The organism is Paenibacillus sp. V4I3, from assembly GCF_030817215.1.
GTDB lineage: Bacteria > Bacillota > Bacilli > Paenibacillales > NBRC-103111 > Paenibacillus_E.
On the sequence record NZ_JAUSZA010000001.1, the window covers coordinates 6,525,030 to 6,542,491 of the forward strand.

The following is a 17,462-nucleotide window of genomic DNA, read 5'->3' on the forward strand; positions in this document are numbered from 1 at the left end:
TCATTATTTTTTGTTAATCTACTTCGTGTCAGTCGTTAATTGCCCTTGTGCAAGGATACTATCACCCACAACCGAAGTTTTTGAACCATTAATGTTCAACAAGAAACTCGGCGCAAAGGTAGATTTGTGGTCTGCATATAAACCTCTGTTTGTCATGTAACTTGTGATAACCACATTTTTACCGTCAGCTTGCGGTACTGCAAAGTGAGAATAAGTCCAGGTAAGATCTTTAGGATCAAGATTCATGTTTAATACAAGTCCGCTGTCATTTAACGGTTTGTATGTTCCTGTTAAGGAATCGGACACATAGCCTAACATGTAGACATCATTCCCGCCGATTCCATCAATCGTCATTTTGGATCCCCTGGAATCTGTGAATAAATACCATTTATCATTCATTTTAAATACGTTGGCACGTTCGATTTCATCTGTTACTGTGTTCGATGCAATTAACGGTTTCATGACTTTTTTCAACGTATAATCGTCGTTCAATTCAATAATACCTAATGCGCCATTCGCTAACTCAGCAGCACGTTTTTTAGGACCTTGAAGCAATTTATTTTTTTCATCCTGGAAGAATGGCGTGTTTCCGCCGTAGAAAGCTTTGTTGAAGAGCGATGCCTCTCCTTGATAACCAACTTCCGTTCCTGTGTTAGCTTCGAAAACAAGGTATTTATGACCGTTGTCTTCCACATAGTGAGGGTCTCTTAATGTATGATTATCCGAATAGTTCTCCGCTTCGATTCCTTGCATAACATTTTGATAGATTTTGCCGTCTCCGCCATCAAATATCGATTTGAGATCCTGGGCGCCATCAATTTTAAGCGTACTTTTATCTGGTTGAGATACATTGACTTGAGCTGTTGTTAAGGTTTGTTTACCATAAAACCCGTGATTGGGGTCCCAACCCTGACGATCTGTATAGAATAAGCGAACTTTTCCATCCGATGTTAAGGTTGCGGATCCTGACCATTCTTCTGCTTGATATTTGAGAAAAGGATCGTTAGGAACGAATTTATCGCTATCCTTAAATACTCTTCCAGCATTTTTCCAGCTATCAATAGAAGTATCGCCTACTTTTTGATAGAACATGTAGACAAATGTGTCCCATCCTCTTTTAGGATCTCCTGCTAAAGCAAAAACGATATTGTAGCCATTATAATTTGCTACTGTTCCATCAGCGTTTTGCAGTGGCCAGCTATCCCAAACATCGATATCGATCAAGTTGCCCTGCTCATCATAACCTTTTGCCGAAGGAATGTTTTTTATTGTTGATGCATCGAATTGAGGTGCTTGAAATTGTACACTCTTTTGTTGTTCAGGTATTTTCAGCATATCAGAGCGTGTAATGTGGGAAAAACCATAATTTTCTTTGTAATCCGCATTGTCTTTTTCTTTAGCAAATGCTTGAGTACCACCTCCTACCAACATTGCTGTTGTCAAGCTTACTGTTGTTGCCCGTTTAACAAATTTTTTGATGTTCATAATCTTACAACTCCTGTTCTATTGTATGTTTTTTTCTCTCCACAATTTATAGTTTAAGGCAAAGGGAAAGTTATGAACATGTCGTACATTGATAGATTTGCAGGCTTATATTGATTCAGACGGACGGGGACACTCGATCCAAAGCACAAAATAACCCTTACCGCTTTGATACTAAGTATCAGAGGCGAAAGGGTTATGAATCTAAAAAGCCAATTATTTCTGCTCAGCCTTTTTCCAGGATTTTTGGAATTCCTGAAGCAATTGATCGCGGTTAAGCTGTTTGCCTACATAAGCTTGCATAGCATAGCCGAACTCTTCTCTTGCCCTCGTAGGAAATTTAAACCAGTTCCAGGGCAATGTTTTCTTATCCTTTGAGTAACGAATAATATCGTCCACGAGCGGTCCTGAACGGTCCGTCTCTATATTTTTAAACGCAGAAATAAAATGGAATTGTTCCTTCATAAACGTTTTGCCTTGTTCCGATGAAACCATCCAGTTTAAGAATTTCTTTGCTTCTTTCTTTTTCTCCGGCGAAGATTCTTTGTTTACAACCCAGTTATTGGATACGCCCACCGGCAAGGCATCGTTTCTGGCATCATCATTAATCGGAATGGGTAAGAAACCGATACTCATATTCGGCGTTATTTGATCAATCTTAGATTGAGCCCAATTCCCTTGTTTCAGGATCGCAGCTTTGCCGGTTGCAAACAAAGCGACTTCGGCATTATAGTCGGTCGTCAGAAAATCTTTATTGCCGTATTGAACGGTCAAATCCAGCATTCGAGTCAGATCTTCGAACTTTTTGTTCCCTTCGATGGATTGCGTTCCGTCGTTCAAAGCTTGAATAAAAGCGTCTGGGTCATCCTGCTGGGCAAAAGCAATATTCAACATGAGAATGAAAAACCAACTATCTGAATATCCGACCGCAAAAGGGGTAATACCTGCGGAATGCAGCTTTTCCGCCGCTGCCTTTAATTCGGAGAGCGTTTTTGGCAGTGTGTAAATACCAGCCTTTGCGAATAAATCCTTATTATAGATAAAGCCGTAGCCTTCTAAATTTACAGGCATCCCGTAAATTTTCCCGTCCATCTTCATCGGCTCAAGGGCCTCATCAACCACATTTTTCACCCACGGCTGATCGGATAAATCCTCCAGATACCTTCTCCATGCCTTCGCTTCTTCGTAACCGCCATTAGGGAAGATATCGGGACCTTTATTTGCTGCAAATCTTGCTTTCAATTCGGCAAGGTAGTTTGCCCCTCCGCCAAAGGTTAAAATATTCATCTTTACATTCGGATTTTCTTTCTCGTATTCCTTTACCATCTGCTCAAACTCCGTGGAAATTTCCACTTTGGGATTCAGTACCTCCAAAGTGATTTTCTGATCAGCACTCATTGTATCTATTTCTTTCACCGAACGATTGTCCGCCCAGCAAGAAGAAAGCGCTAGGGTTAGCAACCCAGCTAAAATGTATTGAAAAACCTTGATTATCATGATACCCCCTCGTTTCATTTACAACTTTTATGAAGCAATCCCAATTCCGTTATTTCCCGGTTTCCCTCCTTATTCCGATATTCAAGAGGCGTCATGCCAACAATTCGTTTAAACAATTTCGAAAAGTAAGTTTCATCCTGATACCCGAGCTTTAATGCAATCGAGTACATTTTCTCGTCCGTTTGGCTTAACCACTGTTTAGCTTGTTTTATTCTTAATTGAATAACGTAGTTGGAGAGGGTCATCCCGTTTTCTTGCTTGAATCGTCGCGAGATATGTTCGCGGCTCAGGAAGAATCGGTTTGAAAGTTTGTCCAAACTTAACTCTTGCATATAATGTTCATTTACAAAAGCAACAATGTCATGCATGCGCCTGGCATCATCCAAATCCGTCAAACGGTGTATGGCTCTGAAATTTTGCTCAGCCATTGCCCTTTGCGCAGATTGAAAAGATTGCGGGATCTCTTCCATCGATGTCAGTGGGAGGCCGCTAACCAGACGAACGGGAATATCAATATGCTGGGTAATCCATTCCTCTACCGGGAAGAATTGGCCGTGAACAGAAAGTATCACACAGACATTAGGGTCGTTCTGAAGAGCATAGGCATTCCCCCATTCCCGAGTAACCAGCTCATCCGTCAAATGCTGGAGGTAGGGATCCGAATGATGAGTTTGGTAAAAATATATCAATGTAAGATCGTATGCGTCCGCATGCGGAAGAGACAAGGCAATTTCGTCGGAATCAAAAAGTTCCCCGTTACATGCCGAGGTAACCCCCTTGTTTAAGCGAAGCTTCTTAGCCTCTTCATAGACGCCCGACTCTACATTGCTGCGTTCTTCCTCTTCTTTTTTCCAAGATTCTACCGCTCCCGCAAGTGTTTCATTTAGCATTTCATTTTCGATGGGCTTCAACAAATAATCGAAGCTGCCGTGCTTAATCGCTTTACGCATGAAGGAATAGTCGTCAAACCCTGTAATCAAAATCACTTTTCCCGGATAAGAATTGGCATCCAACCACTCGATCAACTCTATCCCGTTCTTTTTTGGCATTTTCACGTCTGTCATGATGATTTCCGGACTTTCCAGATCAATCAACGCTTTTGCCTCTTCACCATTTCTGGCTTCCAAAATGTCGGTAATCCCATGTTTCTGCCACTGTCCCATAAAACGAATAATTTTCCTTACATTGGACTCATCATCCACGATAAGAGCTTTCATTACGTCAATCCTCCTTGAGGTAGAGTGGAATCACCAGCTGAACGGAAAACCCTTGTCCCTGCATCGAATCAAGTAGGATTCCTGCTGTTGGATCATAATTAAGAACCAAGCGGTCATGAATGTTTTTCAAGCCGATATGCTGGGGCGAGTAGTTTCCTTCGTATACCGGCGCGTAGATTTTATTTTTTAATGCCGTCAGCTCATCATCCGTCATACTGCGGCCGTTATTTTCAACAACTAGATCCAAATATTCACTTCGTATTTCACCGTAAATACGCAAGTGGGCATGTTCGAACCCCTCTTCATAACAGTGTTTAAAGAAGTTTTCAACGAGCGGCTGCAAAATCATACTCGGAACTGAAATACCAAGAATGTCCTTGGGTATGTCGATAGAATAGCTAAAATCGGTTTGAAACCGCTCCTCTTGAAGGTTCAAATACGCTCTTACATAATCCACTTCACTCCGAACTGTGGCCTGTTGATCCACACGAATGGAGTACCGCATCATTTTGGATAAGGAGACTACCAATTGATATACTCGCGGAGATTCGTTAAATAGGGCAACCGCACCAATGGATTGGAGAGAGTTGTATAAAAAGTGAGGATTAATCTGGGACTTTAGCGCCCTGTGCTGGTTCTTCCTATTCTCAATCTCCAGCTTGTACTCACGGTCGATGTGACGATTGATCCGGTTCATCATTTCCTTGATATGCCTTTCCAGATTGCCGATTTCATCTTCCCTCTTGTCGTCAAACGGAGCATTCATGTTCCCTCCTTCAATGCTCAGCACTTTTCGGCTAAGCAGCTTGATCGGACGAGTAATCTTGTATGATATGATGGCTATCATGATTAAGCCCAGAACTCCCACGATTACACCAACGATGATGTTCGTGTAGGCGGTTTTCCTCACGTCATTAAATAAAAATTTGCTTGAGGTTATCTTAACAAAGTGCCATTGATTTAAAGGTTCCGACAACGTTTTGGAAAAGATAATATCGCCATTCGAAAACTGTGCGCCTGCAGCCGACTGATTGATTTTCTTTTGTAATTCTGCTGGAACGGCCTTGCCAATCATGGCTGCATCACTTGCATAGACGACATGACCGTCCGAATCGGAAAGCAATACGGACTCTTTATTTTTTTGAAGAAAATGATTAGATATGCGAGCAAATTTGTCCAAATCGATGTCTATCGTGATAATACCGAGAAATTCTTTCGAAAGGGCGTCCAAGATTTTGTGATGAATTGTCAACACCATCGCTTTATCCGATGGGGGCATAATTGCTGTATTGTTATAATTTTCAATCTGATGTGGAGGTTCGATTAGAAAGTTAGAATCAGAGTTTATTAGCTTCTGAATAGAGGCTTGTTTCAACAAATCCGGCTGCCGCTTACGGGAACTTATCATCGCATTATAAACCGTAAACGAGTTTTTTCCTTCCTCGATGTATAACCGAACCTGCCTAATTTCATTTCTCATCAGATAAAAGGTTGTCATGCCTTTATAGATTTCAAGCTGATTGAAATAAAGGGACCTTTCGAAGCCTTTTTCGAAAATCATGAACAGGTCAGGATTTCGGTATAAAATATACGGAAGATTAACGATGTCATCAAAATATTGCTCCAGGTCTTCGGACGCCTGCCCAATTTGCTCGCGGCTGTTCTCAAGCTCATGCCGTTCCACATTCTTTTTCGTTTGCTGATAAATCAACAGCATGGACAGAAAATACGGAAGGATAATAAAAACGAGCAGCATGATTAACAAACGGCTTTGAATGCTTTTCACAAAAAATACTCCTTTTATTTAAAATCACCTAGCTATTATTCTAACCTCTTAGCATTGTGATTTCTTTCACCAATATTTGTAAAGGGATCCTCCAGCTTTATAAGATTCGGTCTTTGATGAAAAAATCAGTCCGTAACCGAACCTTTATTCCCTTTATTTTCAACTTGTATAAACTCCGCCCCCATCGTAAGTTGGACAAGGGGGAGGATTCATTGTGCACAAACTGTTACTTGCTTACAAATGGCGAAAATTACGGATACGCGTTTGGAATAACCGACTTCAGGAACAATTTGTTCTGCTCTCGACCCGATTCGCACCTTCAGTCGTATGTTCACTTCACGTGTCGTGGGGACCTTTTTACGGGGGTTCGGTGATCGCGGATCAGGCAATTAAAAAGATAAAAATCTTCGTGCAAATTCCATACGACGGTTTCCTAACGGAAGACGAACAGAGCATAATGAAGCGTTATCGTCTCCGCCGGAAAGAGCTCCCTTATTTTATCTTGTTCCATGAGTTTTCCCATCTCATGGATGCTTTGTCCCATCTAAAACGTGAAAGCACTAAAGAATACAGGCACTACTTGATCTCTCGCCAACATATGGTGAAAGCTGTTGCGGATTACCGAAAAGTGTCTTTCGAAGAGCAGGCGGATCAATTCGCTTATAAATGCATACTCGAACATTTCAGAAATGCCGGTTAAGTTGTCCCATATGAACGTTGGTCGGACTAACTCATCTTTAGAAATGCAAACAAGCCGGTTATCCCCGGCTTGCTTGCATTTCTTTTTTCTTTGCTTTTTCTTTGATGTAATCAGCCGTGCGCAACGCAAGCGACATGACGGTGTTGGTCGGATTACCGGCACCGGAAGTGACAAAGATACTCGCATCGCAAACGAACAAATTGGGGATGTCGTGACTTTGTCCATAAGAATTGACGACCGAATCTGCCGGGTTGTCCCCCATTCTGCATCCTCCCATCATATGTGCCGTATCCGGAACGATGAACTCCACCTTTCCACTCTCGGCCTCCAATATCGAGCTCATCGTACTTACCGCGTGTTTGATCAGCTTTTGATCGTTCTCCCCGTAACTGAACGTAACCTTTGCCCGCGGCAAACCATATTCATCTTTCTCGTCCGTTAAAGTAACTCGATTATTCGGATTCGGCAATACCTCGCCGACCAGTGTGACTCTTCCGTAATAATTGTAATCCAGGAGCGCATGCCTAAGTCGGTCGCCCCATACTGGGCCACCCTGTGATTTGGAGACCCCATTTGCGAATTCAACCGGTCTTGCGCCATGGGCATGAAGTGTATAGCCGCGAACAAAATCGCGGTTCGGGTCTGTCCGGTAATAATCCAATGTCGTCGCAAGTACCGGTGTCCCTTTATACAGACGGACCTCGTAATCGAATTTCGCGTACACATCATTACTGCTATGCACCATGATGGATTTTCCGACCATGCCGCTGCTGTTCGCAAGTCCATCTGGAAACTGCGCGTTTGCCGAATTGAGCAGCAGCCTCGGAGTCTCTACCACAAATGCGCTCAGGATGACCATTTTGGCCTTTTGCTCATACGTTTTACCGTCATGAACGAATGTCACGCCTTTGGCCAATCCGTCTTTGCCCATCAACACTTGCGTCACCATGCAATCCGGCAATACCTCGGTTCCTGCCTTGATGGCTTTCGGAATGTGCACGATCAGTGTGCTGAATTTGGCATCCGGCATGCAGCCCTGATTGCAAAATCCACGGTTGATGCAAGGGGGACGTCCTTCGAACGGGGCGGACAAAATGGCCAGAGGAGCAACGGAAGAACGGATCCCCAGCTTTTCGCAACCGTTCATGAACATATATGCGTTCGGACTCAGCGGTTCCCGCTCCGGATATGGATAAGGACCATTGAAATGTCCCCAGGGAAAATGTTTGGGTCCGGAGACCGCAATTTCTTTTTCCGTTCGGGTGTAATAGGGTTCAAGATCTTCATAGCTTATCGGCCAATCTTCGCCTATCCCATCCATCGTCCTTGCTTTAAAGTCTAAATCCTGAAATCGCAAAAAAACGGCTGTAAAGTGGGTCGTTCCTCCGCCGATGCCGCGGCCGGAATTGTTATGCCCCATCGTGAGCGGATCGTTGCCGGCTACGATTCGCGTATCTTGCCACGCAAGATTTCTCATGGAGAGTTCATCGCTGGCAAAATCCTTCTGCGGATCACGGAAAGGACCGGCGTCCAGCACGACGACAGATAATCCGGCTTCGCTTAATTCTTTTGCCAATACCCCTCCCGCAGCACCGGCGCCAACGATGACAGCATCTACTTCTTCATTCACATATTTACGCTTCATTTTCCGCCTTCGCCTCCCATGGATCCAATTGTCCGAGCTGTGTACGCACGTATCCCCGCGGATAAGCCGGACCCGCATAACCGATTTCAGACCAAACCCGCGGATGGGAGCAGTATGCTTCAACCGTGAGCCGCATCAGTTTTTCAAATAGTGCCTGCTAAAGCATTCCATTCCAGACCTCCGTCGGTTCCACTCTTGCAGCGCTGATGTCTTGGATTATCTGCTTTTGTTGTTCGGTGTTCAATTCCGTAAAAGAAACGGAGTACTTATGTTGTGATGTTTGTTCTATCGCCTTCAGTCCTTGCCGAATCAATTCTGGCGCGGCTGGCACGCCGGCTCTTCTTTGCCCTTCGCCAGGTGACGAATACAAGATTTGATCGAAATGACCAATGACAAACTCAAGCGAGTCCGGTGAATCGTCGTTCACCAACAAACTGCAAAGGTAGCGTAATATTTCAACTTCCTGTTCGTTTAGAAACTGATAACCCGCAATTGGATGCGTCCGCGAAGTTACGATTTGCTGCGTATGATCATCCCACTCATCCTTTTCGTCCAGGACGTTAAAGGAAGGGTACCGCGTTTTTACGTTCATATCTGCTTCCGTCCTTCATCCGTTTTGTATGCGTTCATGATCACGATCTCCAAAAGACCGCGATAAGTCCAAGCACGCTGATGGCGGTAAACATCATCGGGAGCGTAACTGGCGGTCCGATGAGGAAGTTGCGAAGCGCCCAACCGCCAACACGGACACCGACTCCCCGGACATGAAAATAAAACCCGATTAGTCCGGAGACCACCCCAAACCACATCAGGATCTGAAACAAAGCACTTAACCAAGAAACGTTATAGATCGTAAGAGCGAGTCCAATCACAAAAAAAATCGGCGAAGAAATGACCGGAAGCCACATCGCCTTATGGTGAAAATTTTGCCGGTAATGAAACATCGTCACCTGAATCCCCACCAGCATGAAAGCCAAGCTGACAAACAGAATTAATATTCGTGCAATGGGCCAAGCATGCCAAAACATGGATCTCCCTCATTTCTTATGTAAGGTTTTCGATGACCATAGCATATCCAGCATCCAGAAAATTCATCCAAGAGTGGTCATAATATACAGGGTTGGCAACCATACTAAGATAAAGGCAAGGAGGTCGACAAAATGAATGGGATAACGGAAGAGATGCAAGTCCAGCAACTCCCGAAAGGAACCGGCCAACCTTACGAAATTGTGCCATCTTATGTATTTTTGGCATCGGATGACTCGTCTTATATTTCCGGGCAATTCATTCACGCCACCGGCGGTGTTATTGTGAACGGCTAAATAAATCTGGGAGGTATCACTCCGTGCAGATTCGCAAAATTGAAACATTTCCACTCTTCTACCGTATTCCCAAGCCATATGGCGATGCCAACGGTATCAAATCGTACCGAACGTGCTATCTGATTCGTATAACGACCAATACAGGCGTCGAAGGCTGGGGGGAGTGCGACGATTGGCTGCCAACCTTGCACAAAGGTTTTCATGAGCGAATCATTCCCTATTTGATCGGCGAGTCGATCTTCAACAGAATAAAAATGGTGCAGGTCATAAAAAAATGGCACTCCCGCGCTGCTGCTGCCGTTAGTATGGCATTAACCGAAATTATGGCGAAAATATGCGGGGTATCCGTGTGTAACCTGTGGGGCGGCAAGTTTCGTGATAAAGTGCCTGTATATGCCTCCTTTCAGTCCTATTCGGAAGATATGGACTGGCAAAAGCATTCTCTGACGGCTGTTGAAAAGGCAGTAAATCAAGGATATAAAGAGGTCAAGCTAAAAATAGGCGGAAAATCAATTGTTGAAGATCAACAGCATATCAACTTGGTGCAGTCATTGTTACAAGGAGAAATGAAGCTGGCTTTGGACGCCAATCAAAGCTATGACATAAGTGCTACCCTTCAATGGCGGCCTTTTTTGGAAGCCTGGCCCAATCTGCTTTGGCTTGAAGAACCGCTGGAGATAAAGCAAGTTTCTAATTACGCACTACTAAGAAACCGTTTGGTTGTACCATTGGCCGGCGGTGAGAATATCAAAACAACGAAAGATTTTATTCCCTTGCTTACACAGCGTGTCCTCGATTTCATCACTCCCGATCCTCTCCATATGTCCGGGATCGATGTTTACAGAGAAACATTAAGTCTAGCTAGAAGTTTTGGCATTCGCATAACTCCGCATACTTATGACGGCGCCTTATCGCGTCAATATGCCCTTTTCGCTCAAGCTAGCCTGGAACCGTGGAGTAAAATGAAATCGGACTCCATCGAGCCCGTGGAATGGGATGTAATGGACAACCCTTTTACTGGATTGCTTCCAATTCAACCTTCGAACGGAGAAATAACAATTCCAGACGGTTGTGGAATTGGGCTCGAAATTGATCTTGAAATGCTTTCATTTTATCGATGGGATGGAAGTAGTTATACGTAGGTAAAAGTCCTATTGGTTCCGGCTCCTGTCTGAGATATAACCTCCTTTAATGTTGTTGCTTTTCTTCCACAGTTCCGGGCTGCGTGCTAAGTCCCCACCTTTGGGGTCGGACTTCAGCTGTTAACAGAGCGCGGTGCCAAGCCCACGTAAAGAGACACTTTCGTTGGAAAGTGTCTAGGTCTATTGCCAATCAAATCGGCCAGGAGGCTTTTTCATTTCGTTTTCGGCTGCATACCCGCCTGCCGAATAATATGATCAGCCGTACGAATGGCGAGCGCAATCGTAGTCAAAGTTTGATTTTCGGCTCCGATGTAAGGTAAAGCACTGTTGTCGGCCACATAGAGGCCGGAGACTCCGTGGATTTGCCCGTATTGGTTAGCGACGGAAGTATTGGGATCGTCACCAATTCGGCATGTGCCTGAGTCATGATGCAAATCGCCGAGCGGGGTCAAGCAAATGGGCGGTTTGCCATTCTTGGAAATCAGACGTACGCCCGTATCCTTGGCAATGCGCTTTATCCCTTCTGTCATTTGGCCAACGACGTTCCTATCGGTCTCACTCAAGGAGAAATGAACCTTTATTTCAGGGACACCGTACTCGTCTATTTTGTCAGGATTCAGGGTAATCCGATTTTCGTATCTCGGTTCAACTTTACCATAACCATAGAAGTTGACCGTTGTTTCACCTGTAAACGGTCTTTCAATGGTAACTGGATACCAGTAGAAAGCTTCCGGCCCAGTCATTAGCACGGAGTAAGGAGTATCCGGTTTTTGCGGTATCATAATATTCAAGGGACCCCATGGGAAAGGGAAATCAGTTGTAGATATCGTTCCTGTTGCTTGCACAAAGGTTTGATTCGTCAAGAAGTGTCCCAGCGCTCGGTGTTTAAATCCCGAATATAGCAGCAATCGTGGCGTCTCAAAAGTACTCGCGCTCAAAACAACTGTTTTGGCTTTTAGGGTATAAGCGGTTTTATCCGGGGAAACGACCTTGACTCCCGTGACTTTTCCGTTGTCATGGAGAATCTGCGTGGCACGTGCGTTGATCGCCAAATCGAAAGGCCTATGATGCAGCGCTCTGGCAAGCAAAGAAATGGAACTCGTAAACATGTCGGTATGAAGCTGTCCGAAAGATTGGGGTACGATATCAGCCGCAAGCGGAAGAGGTGCCGCTTTGGAATAACCGCGCAGCCACAACCGTTCCAGTAAAATATCCGTGAACGAAGCCCCTTCCGCAAATGCTCCGGTGACATTCATAACTTGTTCTGCAATGCCGTAATAGCTTTCCATCTCCTGAACAGGTATAGGCCATTTCGCCAGATCCCACGGATGCATCCGGGGAGTAAATGCATACCAGAATAAAGTTCTGCCACCCAGCGCAAAAAGCTGCCTGGCTCCCGGATATTCTGGCATAGCACCCGGCAGCGGCTTGGATAAGTGACTAAAATAAGCTACGAGTCGCTCTTGGTTCAACGTCGTCAGATTTCGGGCATGCGTCGGGATCACCTGGTCTCCACGCTCAATGATGCCAATTCGCTTCTTTTGCTTTTTCCATTGTTCGCATAATCTCCATAGGACAGATCCTCCGCCGGCTCCGGTGCCGATGATCAGAACATCATATTCCTGCTGAGCCATCTGGGAGAGCGGCGTGAGGGGGATCCAGTTATTCAGAGGTTCCGTCGGTACAACCGGGCAAGTCGGAATGGAGCCAGCCGTAGCGGCTCTCGATTGGATTTCACTGTTCGATTCAATTGCAGAAGGAAGATAAACCGATTTGCCGGTGATGTCCAGATCCGGATGTTCAATATGTGGATTAAGCGAAACGAGTTCTTCAACGGGTAAACGGTTTTTAATCGCGATTGCTCTAAGTGTTTCATGCTTGTTTGATACCCATATTTTCAACGGCTTTCACTCTCCATCCTAGATATGATTGCTCATAACGTTTCAAAGTTATAACCACCATACATATACTATAATGTTGAGGCTGAGCCATTATGTATTCTAATAACAATAAGAACAAATCTTTCGGATCATTTATATTTCATTCAGACATAGTCCTTTAATCGATTTGGATAAGCACTTTACCTTCTTCTATTTTGATAGGGTATGTTTTTAAAGCGATGCATACCGGTCGGCGTTTAGCTGCACCGGTAGGGATGTCAAAACGACCGTTATGCTTCGGGCACTCAATAACATCATCCATAACCAAGCCGGTAGCCAAATGAACTCGTTCATGCGTACAGTATCCATCGGAGGCGTAGTAAATACTGTTTGCCGTACGGTAAATGGCAAATGTCCGATCCTCATAATCAAAGCGTATGACATCCTCCACATCGATATCCTCCGCAGCGCATGCTTCGATCCACTGTTCGATACTCATTGTTCTTCTCTCCATTAGCTCGTATTTTAGTTATCGTTTAACTTACCGCTGTTTCATTAGAAACTGCTGCATTTACGTCAGATTCCTGCCTGATACCGAACAAATAAGGACGCGCGGTGTCCGGTAATGGTCGATCGATCACATAGGCTGGGTTTTCCTTTTGTCTGATCAGCGCTGTAATCACTTCTTTCAAAGCAGCCAAAAGACTCGGGCTTGCAGCTGGACAGTCGTGCTTCATCTCTTGATGAAGCTTAGGCAACGCGTGATAGGGAACCATTGGAAACATGTGATGCTCGGTATGATAGTTCATGTTCCAGTACAGAAACCGGAATATCGGATTCATATAGACGGTACGGGTGTTCAGTCGATGGTCGAGAACATCCTCATGCAGTCCCAGATGCTGTGTGATACCAAAGAGAAGGACGACAACGCCTCCATAGAACGACGGCAAAAAGATGTACATAGCTGGCAGTATGCTTTGGGTATATATACTAGCTGCAATGACGCCAAGTATGATGAACACGTATATACGTGCTTCCCAAAACGTTTTCCCATGCTCCGAAGCAGGAATATATTCTCTTTCCTGTTTGTCCAGCAGGCCGAAAAAATGTAAGATAAATCGTTTGATCTCAACAGGACCGCCATACAAATGAAAGATTTGCATGAGGATGATTTTCCAGACTGGAGGTCGCTCTGTAATGATCTCCGGATCACGGCCGACGATGATGGTGTCCGTATGGTGACGGGCATGACTCCATCGCCAAGGCGTTGCCGAACGTAAAACCATGAAGGAAGCGATCTGGTAAATGACCTCGTTCATCCATGGTGTCTTAAAGGCTGTTCCATGTCCGCACTCATGCCACCTGGAATCGCCCGGTGTCGCATAAAGGATGCCATATGCCAGGAAGGCGGGAAACGCCCACCATGTGCCCCATGTTTGATAAGCGATAAAACCCAGTACAGCAAGAGAACCGAACCAGATGAATGTGTCCCTGATTGCAGGACCGTTCTTTCTTTTCATTAACTCTTTCATGCGCTGACGGGGGATTGGACTCGTATACCACTCGGCTGTCGCGAGTCCTCTCTCTTGCGCGCGCTGATTCTCGGGTCCGGTAATGCTGTAGTCTCTTTTTTGCGGATTCGTAGCCATGAATGAGTCCTCCTTTGCCTGTCATATGATTCGACTAATTAACAGCCATTCTTTTTTAATTTGTCATCAAGGAATTTCTTCGCGCGCGGGATGTCCTGCTCATCCAGATGCTCGATAATAATGGGGATATTCGGATGAAGCTTGGAAAGCCTTTGCAGATACAGGTCATAATTCAGAATGCCCAGACCGGGAGCTGGAAGCTCTACCGCCCCAGCGCCTCGGAACGTATGCGATTCAACAGCGTCTATCGTGGCGTGCTTCTCAGAGGTGTCATCAGCGGGTTTGCAATCTTTAGCATGCGCAATTTTGATTTTGTCGCCGAGCATATTGAAAATGCGGTTAAGCTCATCATCTACATGATGAATATTGCTATCTGTAAAGTAGTTAGTTGGGTCCATCAGCAGTCCGAGACCCGGATGATTCACGTCGGAAAACAAGCGGGCCAACTGGTTGACCGATCCGATGACATTGTTCACGTAGTTCTCTACCAGAAAAACTGAACCGTGATCATAAGCGAATTTTGCCAGCTCCTCCAACTGTCTGCACACTTCCTCATACGCTTCCTCGGTGCCATTCTTCTCATCCCACACCCAATCGCTTTCCGTATGGTAGGTACCCGTCTCGCTGATCACGTAGGGGGTGCCTAGATCACGGGCAAACTTTAATAGCGTTTTCAATCCGAATAGATTATGTTCCCGTTTCTTCGGATCCGGATGAATAATGTTGGTGTAGCCTGAGATGCAGACGATTGGCAAGTTAGCGTCTCTGAATGCGTCGCGGATCGTATGACATTTTTCTCGTGTAAGCGACTCAAATGAAAGATCCATATCCTTGAAAGACAGGTCCAGCTGAACGGAGGAGAAACCGTCCCTTTGAATTCTCGAAATCGACTCCGCTAACGTATAAGGATAATACCCATTGAAAATACCTACAGAAATCATGATTTAATGCCTCCTTTATAAGTGTAAGATTGATATTGGCTTTCTATCTCTGTAATTGCAACCGTACGCTGTTCGGCAATGGACTTATAACATGCATCTACAAGAGCCATCGTTTTCAGGTTGTCCCGGCCGCCGATTTCTGGCTCGCTGTCCGTCTCGACCGCGCGCAACAGCTGCGCCATCGTTCCTTGAAACGCGTCCGGGAACCAGACCCCGTCCCATTGGGGTCGATACCATTGATTAGGCGACTGCTTCGTTGTGAATTCAAGTGTACTTGGGGTTCGTTCGGGATACGACGGCCAGCCGATGTACCCTTGGGCGATGCCATCTAGTCCCTCAACTCTCCATTTGATATATTGATCTTTCTCAGCACCCTCACCCGGCCAAGCCCACACATCATCTAAACTGGTGGCTAACAGCTCACTGCCATACTGGAACGTGTATTGGGAAATTCCGTCAATATGTTTAAATGGCGTCCGAGGATCTCTGCGCGTAACGGCGGTGATCTTTTCCGGATCTCCGAATAGATAACGGAAAATATCGATATGATGGATACCCATATTGAGGATTTCAATGTGCTCATACTTATGCAGGAACTCCTGCCAATGAGGAATTGCCCGCATTTCGATCGTTGCGAGGACGGGTTCGCCGAGATATCCCCTGTCTAGTATTGTTTTCAGCGCTCGCATTGACTGGTCGTAACGCATGTTGGAATTGACGGCGATTTGGATGCCGGCCCTTTCACAGAGTTCAACAATTTCATGAGCTTCGTGAGCATTCATAGCCAGCGGCTTTTGGCACAGAATTCCTTTTATGTGTTTCTGCTTAACCGCTTGTTGAACAACTTCCAGCTGCCGATCCGGGGGGATCGCGATATCCAGAATCTCAATCAGCGGATCCTCTATCAGCTCTTCCCATGTTCTGTATACCTGCGGGATTTGTCGCAATTCTGCTACAGCCTTGGCGTTTTCAAACGTTCTTGAGCTAATCGCGTATGGGTTAAATCCAGCATCCCGATAAGCCACTAGATGGCAGTCCCGCATAATGAAACCGGAACCGATGCAGCCAATCCGATAATCTTTGCGCTTTGGCATTTCCGGATCGATATGTAAGTTTAAATCAATTGTCCCCACAAGATATTCCTCCTTCTTAGACCTTTATTTCAATTGAAGCGCTTTCTACTATTCGTTCTGACACCCCCTTATTTAGTGGATTCTATCCATAAGCAGGTCGTAAAACCAATTTCTTCTCCTGCCCGGATGCCCTTAACGCCTGTCAGTTCATGCTCATAGGATAGATTAAACGCATCCGTGACGTATGTGTACGGCTCTAGCGAAAAAGCCGATGCCCAATTTGGACGGAATAACACGACAAAAGGAAATTGACGATCGATCTGGTATGCAATCGCGTACCCGCGATCTTTCATTTCAATGCGGCAAATTCGATCCTCAACCCCGTGATCGAAAGTCAACAGTGAACAACCTGACTGCGGATAGTTTGAGATCTGGACGCCATCGCTCAAGGTTCGGCTGAAATGTGTAATTTCTGGCCTGCCCGTCACGAATGCTTCATTCGTCACAGGCCATTCCTCTGTCACCGGAACCTTCAAAACAAGCTCCTCTCCGTTATCAAAAGGGACTGAAAAATAAGGATGCAGTCCGAAAGCAAAGGGTGCTTCGTCCTCCCCTTCATTCAGAATCGTTCCGTTCAAGTATAAACGCCCCTCATAGAGGCGGTATGTGAGTGTGAAAGAAAGTGGATGAGGGAAATAAGCTAGGATATCCGGATTCAACCCATAACGGAAACGGCTGATCACAAAAGCGCCGTTCTCGTTCGTTGCCCCGTATTCAAGAACTTCCCATGCTCTGGAGCAAATTTCGCCATGCAAATGATTAGAGGGCGGCTCGTTCAAAGGTAAGCTATACGTCCGTCCGCGAAATGAAAACCGACCATTCTTCACCCGATTGGGTGGAAACAAGATCGGAGTGCCGTATTTGAAATCGGCGAATGGCTCACTTTTTAACGAATGCAAACTCACTGGCGGCAAAATGACCGAATGTCCACCGCTTCCGAAATGAAAGAGATTGTTTCCTACCTCCGGTATAATTTCCGCGGTTGCATCGCTTCGTGCATCGTTTAGTACAATGACCTTGAATCCTTCTTTCATTAATGGTACCGCGGAATATCGACTCATGATGCAC

General features: G+C 45.3%; 15 protein-coding genes and 1 pseudogene. 3 read left to right on the plus strand and 13 right to left on the minus strand.

The window, feature by feature from the left end:
- Positions 1 to 18: 18 nt before the first annotated feature.
- The 4 genes from QFZ77_RS30120 to QFZ77_RS30135 form a co-directional block, all read right to left on the minus strand.
- The gene (locus QFZ77_RS30120; RefSeq protein WP_307445377.1) at positions 19 to 1,485 is read right to left on the minus strand and encodes a glycoside hydrolase family 68 protein; all 1,467 of its coding nucleotides are present in this window, start codon (positions 1,483 to 1,485) and stop codon (positions 19 to 21) included.
- 213 nt (positions 1,486 to 1,698) lie between these two features.
- A complete protein-coding gene (locus tag QFZ77_RS30125) occupies positions 1,699 to 2,979 on the minus strand; it encodes an ABC transporter substrate-binding protein (protein WP_307445380.1) in 1,281 nt (426 codons plus the stop codon).
- A gap of 14 nt (positions 2,980 to 2,993) precedes the next feature.
- Positions 2,994 to 4,196, minus strand: coding sequence for a response regulator transcription factor (locus QFZ77_RS30130; RefSeq protein ID WP_307445386.1), 1,203 nt, complete (start codon positions 4,194 to 4,196; stop codon positions 2,994 to 2,996).
- A gap of 4 nt (positions 4,197 to 4,200) precedes the next feature.
- Positions 4,201 to 5,982, minus strand: a complete 1,782-nt coding sequence (locus QFZ77_RS30135) for a cache domain-containing sensor histidine kinase (RefSeq protein WP_307445390.1) — start codon at positions 5,980 to 5,982, stop codon at positions 4,201 to 4,203.
- A 214-nt stretch (positions 5,983 to 6,196) separates the two neighbouring features.
- Between QFZ77_RS30135 and QFZ77_RS30140 the strand changes: the two genes are divergently transcribed.
- A complete protein-coding gene (locus tag QFZ77_RS30140; RefSeq protein WP_307445393.1) occupies positions 6,197 to 6,682 on the plus strand; it encodes a hypothetical protein in 486 nt (161 codons plus the stop codon).
- Positions 6,683 to 6,740: 58 nt separating this feature from the next.
- Here QFZ77_RS30140 and QFZ77_RS30145 read toward each other — a convergent pair whose 3' ends face one another.
- The 3 genes from QFZ77_RS30145 to QFZ77_RS30155 all read right to left on the minus strand — a co-directional run bounded on the left by QFZ77_RS30145 (position 6,741) and on the right by QFZ77_RS30155 (position 9,355).
- A complete protein-coding gene (locus QFZ77_RS30145; protein WP_307445396.1) occupies positions 6,741 to 8,327 on the minus strand; it encodes a GMC family oxidoreductase in 1,587 nt (528 codons plus the stop codon).
- Positions 8,328 to 8,484: 157 nt separating this feature from the next.
- Positions 8,485 to 8,919, minus strand: a complete 435-nt coding sequence (locus tag QFZ77_RS30150; protein WP_307445400.1) for a gluconate 2-dehydrogenase subunit 3 family protein — start codon at positions 8,917 to 8,919, stop codon at positions 8,485 to 8,487.
- Between the two features lie 40 nt (positions 8,920 to 8,959).
- Positions 8,960 to 9,355 (minus strand): hypothetical protein, encoded by a 396-nt coding sequence (locus QFZ77_RS30155; RefSeq protein ID WP_307445404.1) that lies wholly within the window; start codon positions 9,353 to 9,355, stop codon positions 8,960 to 8,962.
- A 129-nt stretch (positions 9,356 to 9,484) separates the two neighbouring features.
- Between QFZ77_RS30155 and QFZ77_RS30160 the strand changes: the two are divergent.
- A pseudogene (locus QFZ77_RS30160) lies at positions 9,485 to 9,649 on the plus strand (SDR family oxidoreductase); the annotation flags it as partial.
- 23 nt (positions 9,650 to 9,672) lie between these two features.
- The gene (locus tag QFZ77_RS30165) at positions 9,673 to 10,791 is read left to right on the plus strand and encodes a mandelate racemase/muconate lactonizing enzyme family protein (RefSeq protein WP_307445408.1); all 1,119 of its coding nucleotides are present in this window, start codon (positions 9,673 to 9,675) and stop codon (positions 10,789 to 10,791) included.
- A 212-nt stretch (positions 10,792 to 11,003) separates the two neighbouring features.
- Here QFZ77_RS30165 and QFZ77_RS30170 read toward each other — a convergent pair whose 3' ends face one another.
- The 6 genes from QFZ77_RS30170 to QFZ77_RS30195 form a co-directional block, all read right to left on the minus strand.
- Entirely contained in the window at positions 11,004 to 12,692 is a 1,689-nt protein-coding gene (locus QFZ77_RS30170; RefSeq protein WP_307445411.1) for a GMC oxidoreductase, read from the minus strand.
- Positions 12,693 to 12,849: 157 nt separating this feature from the next.
- Entirely contained in the window at positions 12,850 to 13,170 is a 321-nt protein-coding gene (locus tag QFZ77_RS30175; protein WP_307445414.1) for a MocE family 2Fe-2S type ferredoxin, read from the minus strand.
- Between the two features lie 37 nt (positions 13,171 to 13,207).
- Entirely contained in the window at positions 13,208 to 14,320 is a 1,113-nt protein-coding gene (locus QFZ77_RS30180) for a fatty acid desaturase family protein (RefSeq protein WP_307445417.1), read from the minus strand.
- Positions 14,321 to 14,358: 38 nt separating this feature from the next.
- Positions 14,359 to 15,261 carry a sugar phosphate isomerase/epimerase family protein gene (locus tag QFZ77_RS30185; RefSeq protein ID WP_307445420.1) on the minus strand — a complete coding sequence of 301 codons (903 nt, stop codon included), beginning with the start codon at positions 15,259 to 15,261 and terminating at the stop codon, positions 14,359 to 14,361.
- Complete coding sequence (locus QFZ77_RS30190) at positions 15,258 to 16,394, minus strand: Gfo/Idh/MocA family protein (protein ID WP_307445423.1); 1,137 nt, start codon at positions 16,392 to 16,394, stop codon at positions 15,258 to 15,260. The genes QFZ77_RS30185 and QFZ77_RS30190 overlap by 4 nt, the downstream gene beginning before the upstream one ends.
- 68 nt (positions 16,395 to 16,462) lie before the next feature.
- Positions 16,463 to 17,455 (minus strand): aldose 1-epimerase, encoded by a 993-nt coding sequence (locus tag QFZ77_RS30195; protein WP_307445425.1) that lies wholly within the window; start codon positions 17,453 to 17,455, stop codon positions 16,463 to 16,465.
- Between the last annotated feature and the right edge of the window lie 7 nt (positions 17,456 to 17,462).